The organism is Alkalibacillus haloalkaliphilus C5 (assembly GCF_000269905.1).
GTDB lineage: Bacteria > Bacillota > Bacilli > Bacillales > Alkalibacillaceae > Alkalibacillus > Alkalibacillus haloalkaliphilus_A.
On record NZ_AKIF01000142.1, the window covers coordinates 1 to 7,438 of the forward strand.

The 7,438-nt window shown below is 37.3% G+C and carries 6 protein-coding genes and 2 pseudogenes; 2 read left to right on the top strand and 6 right to left on the bottom strand.

The window, feature by feature from the left end:
* The 4 genes and pseudogenes from A194_RS18495 to liaF form a co-directional block, all read right to left on the bottom strand.
* Window positions 1-375 (bottom strand): transglycosylase domain-containing protein (locus tag A194_RS18495; RefSeq protein WP_040402936.1); only part of this gene is annotated, 375 nt, incomplete at its 3' end.
* Window positions 376-755: 380 nt separating this feature from the next.
* Window positions 756-1,390, bottom strand: a pseudogene (locus A194_RS18500) (response regulator transcription factor).
* Between the two features lie 16 nt (window positions 1,391-1,406).
* On the bottom strand, window positions 1,407-2,444 hold the full coding sequence (locus A194_RS0112960) for a sensor histidine kinase (RefSeq protein WP_017187253.1): 1,038 nt from the start codon (window positions 2,442-2,444) through the stop codon (window positions 1,407-1,409).
* Between the two features lie 10 nt (window positions 2,445-2,454).
* On the bottom strand, window positions 2,455-3,327 hold the full coding sequence (liaF, locus tag A194_RS0112965) for a cell wall-active antibiotics response protein LiaF (RefSeq protein WP_017187254.1): 873 nt from the start codon (window positions 3,325-3,327) through the stop codon (window positions 2,455-2,457).
* A gap of 201 nt (window positions 3,328-3,528) precedes the next feature.
* Between liaF and A194_RS0112970 the strand changes: the two genes are divergently transcribed.
* Both A194_RS0112970 and A194_RS18505 read left to right on the top strand, forming a co-directional pair.
* Window positions 3,529-3,963, top strand: a complete 435-nt coding sequence (locus tag A194_RS0112970) for a ferritin-like domain-containing protein (RefSeq protein ID WP_017187255.1) — start codon at window positions 3,529-3,531, stop codon at window positions 3,961-3,963.
* A 122-nt stretch (window positions 3,964-4,085) separates the two neighbouring features.
* Window positions 4,086-5,260: pseudogene (locus tag A194_RS18505) on the top strand (M20 metallopeptidase family protein).
* A gap of 44 nt (window positions 5,261-5,304) precedes the next feature.
* On the opposite strand, the gene A194_RS0112980 reads toward A194_RS18505, so the two are convergent.
* Together A194_RS0112980 and A194_RS18510 are read right to left on the bottom strand one after the other, a co-directional pair.
* Entirely contained in the window at window positions 5,305-6,162 is an 858-nt protein-coding gene (locus tag A194_RS0112980) for a YitT family protein (protein WP_017187256.1), read from the bottom strand.
* A 185-nt stretch (window positions 6,163-6,347) separates the two neighbouring features.
* The coding region (locus tag A194_RS18510) for an ABC transporter permease (protein WP_040402938.1) at window positions 6,348-7,438 on the bottom strand (1,091 nt) is incomplete at its 5' end.

A 7,438-nucleotide genomic window follows, 5' to 3' on the forward strand; every position in this document is an offset into this window, starting at 1 on the left:
ACTAGCACCCTCTGTCTTACTCCATGTCGTCACATCACGGTACAATGCTCGTCCAACAGCCCATATGTCTACTCCGCTATGCTCGTAAAAGCGATGGTCCTCAATTGCTAAAAACGCATCGACGACATGTTCTGGCACTGTCTCTAACGGCACATAAGTTCTATTTTCGTCATATAATTTTACAACTTCATCTCCATCTTCCGTCTCAAGTACAGTCGACTCAGAGAATACGAAGTGTTGGTCATCTACGACAAAGCGCCCACCTAATAAGATGAACATAAATCCTAATAAACTTAACACGATTAATAAACCGACACTATATAGCACCCAGCGCCATTTACCAAACGCGTTTCTCATATATGTTTTAACGGCCATAATGCCACCTCAATTATTAATCTTCACAATAAACCACTCTACATTATATTATAGTCTATTTTTTTCGACAAAACATTTATTGTAAACTCAATTAATTGTAGGAGCACTGAATTAATTTACGCGTGCGCCAAATTATCTTTTCGAGCGCCAGAAAAAAATCGTGAGCGCCGGATTAATCCCCGCGAGCGCCAAAATAATTACGCGAAAGCCAAATTATTGCCAGAGCCGATAATTCCTCACGAGCGCTGATAAATCCTCGCGAACGCTGATAAATGCCCCGAGCGCTGATAAATTCTCATGCAAGTCCTACACAAAACAATAAAAAACGCCAACCAAATACGTCATCCGCATTTGATTAGCGTTTCTTAATAGAGCATATGCTATTTCATTAACCCTTTTTGATGTGCATATACCGCTGCCTGAGTTCGGTCCTGCACTTCTAATTTATGCAAGACGTGGCTAACGTGTGTCTTCACAGTTTTAATTCCGATAAACAGTTTTTCACTGATCTCTGCATTCGTCAGCCCATTTCCAATACATATTAATACTTCAAGTTCTCTTTGAGTCAAATCTTCGTGAAGTTGTTTTTCAGGTGAGCGCATACGTGTCATCATTTTACCAGCACTTTCGGTTCAATGACATTTTCGCCGTTTGCAGCCTTTTTTACCGCTTCAGCAATCTCATCAGCAGATGATGTTTTTAGCATATAACTGAATGCACCTGCCTCCAACGCTGGGAATACCTTTTCATCATCGTAATAGCTTGTTAATATAATAACCTTACAATCTGGCAATTGCTCAACAATTCGCTGTGTTGCTTCAATACCTGTTCCGTTTTCCATAATTAAATCCATTAACACGACGTCTGGCTTTTCTTTTAGAACGATGTCTGCTCCTTCATGCCCGCTTGAAGCCTCTCCAACGACATCAATCTCATCTTCAGTCATTAAATACGTCTTGATCCCTTTTCTAACAACATCATGGTCATCAACAATAACTAACCTGATCTGATTCATCGGTTTCCATCACCCTTTACTTTGGAATGCGAATATCGATATAAGTTCCTTCACCTTGTTTTGATTTAATATCAAACGTACCACCGATCTCTTCGCACCGTTCTTTAATCGAGTTCAATCCATATGAAGCTTTCGCATTCATCTGTTGATCTAAATTAAAACCATCACCATCATCACTAATATATATATAGATTAAATCTTTCTCTTTAATTCTTACCTCAATGTTCATAGCATTCGCATGACGTAAAGCATTAGATAAAGATTCTTGTGCGATTCGAAAAATATGCTCTTCTTTTGAATGCGAAAGCTGTAACTCTTGGTCAACATCGACTTTAAAGTGAATATGGCAACGTTGTTTTAATTCTTCAATTAACCGATCAATTCCTTCATGTAATGACTCGCCTGATAAATGAACAGGACGTAAATGTAACAACAAGGCACGCATTTCATTTTGTGCTTGAAGTGCCATTTGCGAGATTTCCTCTATTTGTTCTTTTGCCTGCTCTGGCTTTTTATCAATAATTTTACTCGTCGCTTGTGACATCATCGACAATGCAAACAGCTGTTGGCTAACGGCATCATGCAAATCACGAGCCAATCTTTGTCTCTCTTCAACCGTTGCTGCTAAGTGTGCTTGTTTGGCATACTCTGACTTTTCTTCAGCCATTCTCTCTAACGATTTCACTTGCCCTTTAACTTTATGAGCTAAATCATTTAATTCATGACCTAATGTACTAAACTCATCTTTTGACTCTTTCATAAGAAGAGTAGCATTAAACTTTCCTTCAGATAATGTCGCTATAAAAATAGAAAGCTCTTGCAATCGATCTTTAACATTACCACCTTGGCGAAACATCACATAAAGACCAACTAAAGACAACGTTAAAGCAGTCACAATAAGAGTAAGAATAATCGCTTCAACTTCCAACCAGATTGGCTGAATGACAGAGTGTGAAAAAAAGAGTATTAAAGCGATTATTAATAAAGAAAAGTAAACAGCATACAAATAACTACCGATTAATTGATAACGAATACCTTCTAACTTTTTAAACATATTCCACACCCTAAACTGAAATCACTTTCACATCACCGATTTGGCACTTCACATAAATGTTTAATTTTCGTGTTGCTTCTTTATAGTCATCTGACTGGTAACTGAGTGAGCTGTACATGCCCGAACGATTTTCGCCGAACACTGTTATATCACCAATACTCGCTTGACCATACACTTTAACTGCAACATGTTCAGGTACTTTTAATACGATATCTCCAATATACCCTCGTAATACGACTTTTGTTTCTTTTTCAGGTATATAAGCTTTAGAGAAATCGATATAAATATCACCGATAAATGCCCACACATCCATCGGTTCTAGAGACCAATTTTCACGGGATAAATTTAAATTTGTAATAAAATTTCTTCCTTTTTGTACATGGTGTATATAACGACCCGTTCGCTTTTTACCTACTTCTTCCTCTTCTTCAAAATCAACATATTCATTCGAATCCTCAAAAAAATCATCATCGAACTTGTCTACAACTTTAGATCGATGGTCATTACTGTTACGTGCGCCATTAGCATAAACCTGGATGCCTTTAGTTTTTTTTTCAGTTACTAAACTTGCTCCAATATAAACGAGTATAAGTGGCCATAGCTTCCAAAAGTCACGAAAAGAAAAATCAGCATAACCATAATTACCCGCTAGTAGCAACGAACCAAATATTAAGAAAAATAGACCCCAAAACCAGCTACCGCCAGGCGTTGTCCTGAAATAATTAACAAATAACATAAGACCTAACACGACAAAAATGAGCGGCCATGCCCCAACAAACGCATCTGATATTTCCAGGGTAATAATTTGTAAATTTTGCAAGATTAATGTCACACCGAAAAAGATCAGTGAAACTGCGAATAACCATTTTAAGAAACGAAACACTTAAATCACACCTTTAATCGATCAAGTTTAAATACTCTAAAATGAATTGATATCTTTATTATAGTGGCATTTCCATCTTTATGTAACATTCTACAGTATGTTTATATCTCAGACTATAGACTGAGAGCATAAAGTTATTTGTTTCAACTCACATTAAGACGGGTATCGTATAGTAAAAACACTAATTAAGAGGTGATTTCTATGGAACAAAAATTAAAACAACTGATTGATGGTTTGAATGAGGATTTGGCTCACGAGTACGGTGCGATTATTATGTATACGTACAACGCTTCAGTCGTTACTGGACTTTACCGACAAGTGTTAAAGCCGTTTTTTGAAAGCGAGGTACAAGATGAGACCTCTCACGCATTATACTTATCAGAAAAAATTAAAACATTAGGTGGAACACCAACGACAACACCAGCACCTGTTGAGCAATTGACAGAAGTAAAAGATTTACTTGAAGCAGCATTGCAAGCTGAAAAAGACACCATTGACCGTTACGAACAACGTAAACAACAAGCTGAAGAATTAGGATATACTGAACTTGCTGTCAAATTAGAAGATTTAATTGCAGACGAAACTCACCATAAAGAAGAAATCGAACGATTACTTCAAGACCGCAGCTTTCAATAATTATGATTAGGTCACGCCATAATTCGCGTGGCCTATTTTTTATCTCCCTGATTTCATTTATTACGTTTCTCGAAAATTCTGTTATAATTAAGTTAATTTAAATGGAGAAGGGAGATACAAACATGTGGGAACAGCTTTATGAAAAAATTGATGGACTTTACGAACGTATGGTAGAAGATCGTCGTTATCTTCACCAACATCCCGAGCTTTCATTTCATGAAAAAGAAACAGCAAAATATATTGAGAATCGTTACGATGAATTAGGTATTCCTTACAAGAGCAATATCGGGGGTTACGGTATTGTTGCAACCCTTGAAGGTGGTAAACCCGGTAAAACAGTTGCATTACGCGCTGACTTTGACGCGTTACCGATTCAAGAGGAAAATGATGTTCCTTATAAATCAAAAGTAGACGGTGTGATGCATGCATGCGGTCATGATGGCCATACAGCATCGCTTCTAGCTGTCGCTGAAGCTGCACTACAGTTTAAAGATGAACTACCTGGTACGTTAGTCTTTTTACACCAGCCAGCTGAAGAGTATGCCCCAGGTGGAGCTAAACCGATGATCGACGAAGGTGCATTAGAAGGTGTTGATGCTGTATTTGGTACACACTTATGGCTAGTACACCGTTGAATAAAATCGAAACGACAAAAGGACCTTTCATGGCAGGTGCTGACCGTTTCACCATTACGTTTAAAGGAAAAGGTGGACATGGTGCCCTTCCACAACAAACGAAAGACCCTGTAGTGATGGCCGGCCAAGCGATTGTAGAATTACAACAAGTCGTTAGCCGCCGCATTAACCCTTTACAACCAGCTGTGTTATCAATCGGTAAAATCGAAGGCGGAAATGCATTTAACGTCATCCCTGATACGACGTCTCTAACAGGAACAGTTCGTATTTTAGATAAAGAAGTTCAAGATGAAGTAATCGATGAAATGCATAAAATTTTAAAAGGCATTACAATCAGCTATGATGCTGACTATGAATTAGATTACGTTAAAGGCTATCCACCTGTCGTTAATCATGCAAAAGAAGCAGAGTATTATTTAGAAAACGCTAATGAGATTCCTGGCGTAATTGGATATGAAGAAGTTGACCCGATTATGGGCGGTGAAGATTTTGCCTACTATTTAGAAGAACGACCAGGAACGTTTTTCTTTACTGGTGCACAAATCGAAGGGCATGCATACCCGCACCATCACCCTAAATTTGACTTTGATGAACGCGCACTATCAACAGCTGCTAAAGCGTTAATTCACGGTTATAAAAAGTATCAAGAAGATCATAAATAAATAATAAGGAGATGATCCTATACATAGGATCATCTCCTTATTATTTATGCTGGGTCATAAAATCCTCTGCCTACGACCTCTGCTGAATCCGTGACGATAACAAATGCTTCAGGGTCCACCTCTTTAATAGTACGTTTTAAAACGCCTAATTCAGATGAATTGACAACACACATTAAGACAGGACGTTCTTTGTCTGTAAAGCCACCTTGGGCTGATAAACGTGTAACACCTCGGTCTACTCTAGTGTAGATCGCTTCTTGTACGTCCAAATATTCATTCGAAATAATGAGAGTCGTCTTCGTCTTATTAAAGCCTGTTTGAACTAAATCAATCGACTTACTTGTCATATAAACACCAATTAAAGCATATAAACCGAGTTCAATATCGAATACGACAATAGCCGTTAATACAATCATACCATCGACAACAGCAATACTAGCACCTAACGATAAGTTCGTATACTTATTAATCAGTTGTGCTAATAACGCCGTTCCACCTGTTGATGCGTCACCCAAAAAGACGATCCCTAAACCGACACCGACACCTAAACTACCGAACAACGCCGCCAGCAAAGGATCTTGCACAAACGCATCTATATTTCGTGTTAAATAAACGAAAAAAGGTAAAATTAACGAACCTGATAACGAACGAAATGCAGAACCTTTTCCGAGTAAATAATAAGCGACAAATAATAATGGTATATTTAATCCCCAAATAACATATGCAGGCTCTAATCCAAATAAAGCTTCAGTAATCGTACTAATACCGCTAGCCCCACCTGCAGCGACGTAATTCGGAAGTAAAAACCCATTATAGGCTACCGCCACAATTGCAGAACCAACTATAATATAAAGCATTTGTTCTATTCTAGATAAATGTGTTTTTCGTTTCTGTCCTACCATTGATGATCGAACCTTTCTATTCTATCTCTATCATTAAACCTTGATGATTTTAACACTATTCTTGTCGTTTGTGAACATCAGCGTGTGAACGCTTTATCAGACAAAAGTGAAAATTCCCCCACCATCTAAAAGAAAAAGGCTATGCTAAATAAACTCTTAGCATAACCTTTTGATTCATCCCTATTTTACGTCCCTAATTTACGAATGCGCCCTTTTACATAAAAGGCTTCAAACAACACAGCAAACGCAATAGCTAAACTACCGTAAATTAATGCACCCATTAAATCTGTAGCAAAGAAGAAGACAATACCCATCACGATAATTTTAAGTAACATTAAAACTAATATTAACTGATGAACCGCTTTTGTTCTTAACACATGTGGCACTGGATACAATTTAATCCAATCGAGTGATCGGTGGTGATTGTAAATTGTAATAAATTGAAATCCTGTCAAAAATAAAAACAACATAGCAAAAATAATCTTCCCCCAAAATGCAGGAATCCAAAATGCGAAAAATACCGCTAACAGCATAAGCCTTAAGTACATGCCTAAATAATCACCACTTCTAATAAATGTAATGCTATACAAATAAATAAAAGTTTGATTTTGTCTTAAAGGCATTCTACTTGTTACAAAACGAACAAGTCCATGACGTTTTTTCGGCTTACGCTTTAAGTCAGGAACGTCTGTTGACATGTTGGCAATTCGATAGAAGAATTGTAGTCTCGCTTCCTCTTTTTCTATAAGATCATCCCACGGTAAACTAAACTTCTTATAGACATTGTGGTAATTCAAAAATACAACCCCAACTAACAATAAAGCTGCTATAAATGAATAATATGGTTGTCCAATCGCCAAAAAGAACAACGCAAAGACGTTAATAACGAGTCGGATCGCCATATCTAAATAATGAAGCCCTTGTTCACGCGTTTTTTGGATGAACCAAGTCGCAAATAAGTTCCCTACTTTAAGAACTAAAGCAAAAACTAAAACAAATAATAAATAAGTAGAACTAACTTCCTCATAAACCGTAAAATATAACGGAGATAAAGCAAATATAAAAATCGCAATCCAATAACTTTGCATAATGAAGCTATAAACGATCGAGTTTTTAATATAAGGTTTTAGGCGATTTTCTACACTTAATAAGAAGACTGTGTCCGCTTCTTTAAAAAACGTTCGAACAGGGCTATAACTTAATAGTAAACCCACTAAAATGGCCATAATCCATGCTACTGGAAATGTATCTGGACTGTCTCTAACCATTGCTGGTA